Annotated in this window: 1 protein-coding gene; it reads right to left on the bottom strand. The window is 36.8% G+C overall.

Annotated features, from left to right (window positions below; translation table 11 throughout):
* Window positions 1–196: 196 nt before the first annotated feature.
* Window positions 197–802: a vWA domain-containing protein gene (locus tag CALSC_RS25165; RefSeq protein ID WP_088243920.1), complete on the bottom strand. Its 606-nt coding sequence runs from the start codon at window positions 800–802 to the stop codon at window positions 197–199.
* Window positions 803–1,095: the final 293 nt, after the last annotated feature.

Here is a 1,095-nt window from a genome sequence, read left to right as displayed (position 1 = left end):
AATAGATTTAGTTTGTGGCTGCTTATATTCAGATTTGAGTTCATTTAGCAGCTTGTCGATCGCATCCATGAACCTTCTCCATAAATTAATTATGCGTCAGCCTAAGTCTGATAGAGAAGCGCCAATAATTTCACCATCATAGACTTGATTCCAGGCGCATCTCAATATTTATCCAGACGTTATTAGCCCAAATAGTCTAATCAGTAATTGCATTTAATAAAACTTCTGTCAGACTCACGTCTTCCATATCTTCCATTGTAATGGTATCACAAATATCAAACTTAGCTCCTGCTCCTTGTAGTTCATCATCTAATACTTTCAGGAAACGAGTTGCATGGGGATCATTACCCACTTGAATAAAGGAAATCGCAAATTCTTCATCTCGATCCATTTTTCGAGAAGTTTCAATAATTACCTTCATGACTGCTTTGCGATCATCTGGTTCACCATCGGTAATCACTAAGATGGTTTCCCCATTCAGCTTTGTTTGATGAGCTGTTTTGCGTTGAAAGTAGTTATCTGTCGCATGTTGCAACACCCCTGCTAAATCAGTGGTTCCAGAAGGATCGTTTTCCTGAAAAATTTGTGAGACCTTACTTGATGTGACATTTTCGTAGCGTTTAAACCTACCAGAAAAAACGTAAATAGTAATTCCATCCGGGTCAAATTGCTCACATTTATTAGCTAAAGCGAATGTAGACTCTTGTGCTGCAACCCATCTACTTCTACCACCCTTTTGATCAGGAGTTGCCATGCTACCACTTTTGTCAATAATTAATGTATAGTCGCGTTCTTGTAACATTTATTAATTCTCCAATAATTATCATTTACCAATAGTTAATTTGTATAATCTATCTAAAGTGTAACTAAATAAGGTCGTGAAAGCTTGGTTAATCCCAAGTAAATAATTAACACTCCCGGTTCGCCCATTTAAAATCGAGTTAAGAAAAATGCATAACTAAATAGGGCTTGCTGAAAAAGTCTTTTAGTGAGGGTAGGGAGTAGGGAGTAGGGAGTAGGGAGTAGTTCCAGCCTCTTTATTTCTATTCTTTTTGCCAGAAAAAATAACAGATGCAAGGATTTTAAACCTAAAAT

Origin of the sequence: Calothrix rhizosoleniae SC01 (assembly GCF_900185595.1) — a bacterium.
Lineage (GTDB): Bacteria > Cyanobacteriota > Cyanobacteriia > Cyanobacteriales > Nostocaceae > Calothrix_A > Calothrix_A rhizosoleniae.
The sequence above is the reverse complement of the archived record's forward strand: the minus strand, read 5'-3'. Positions and strand labels throughout refer to the sequence as shown.

Coding starts and splice junctions, on each gene's coding strand:
- CALSC_RS25165 (WP_088243920.1), bottom strand. CDS start 802: ATGTTACAAGAACGCGACTATACATTAATTATTGACAAAAGTGGTAGC.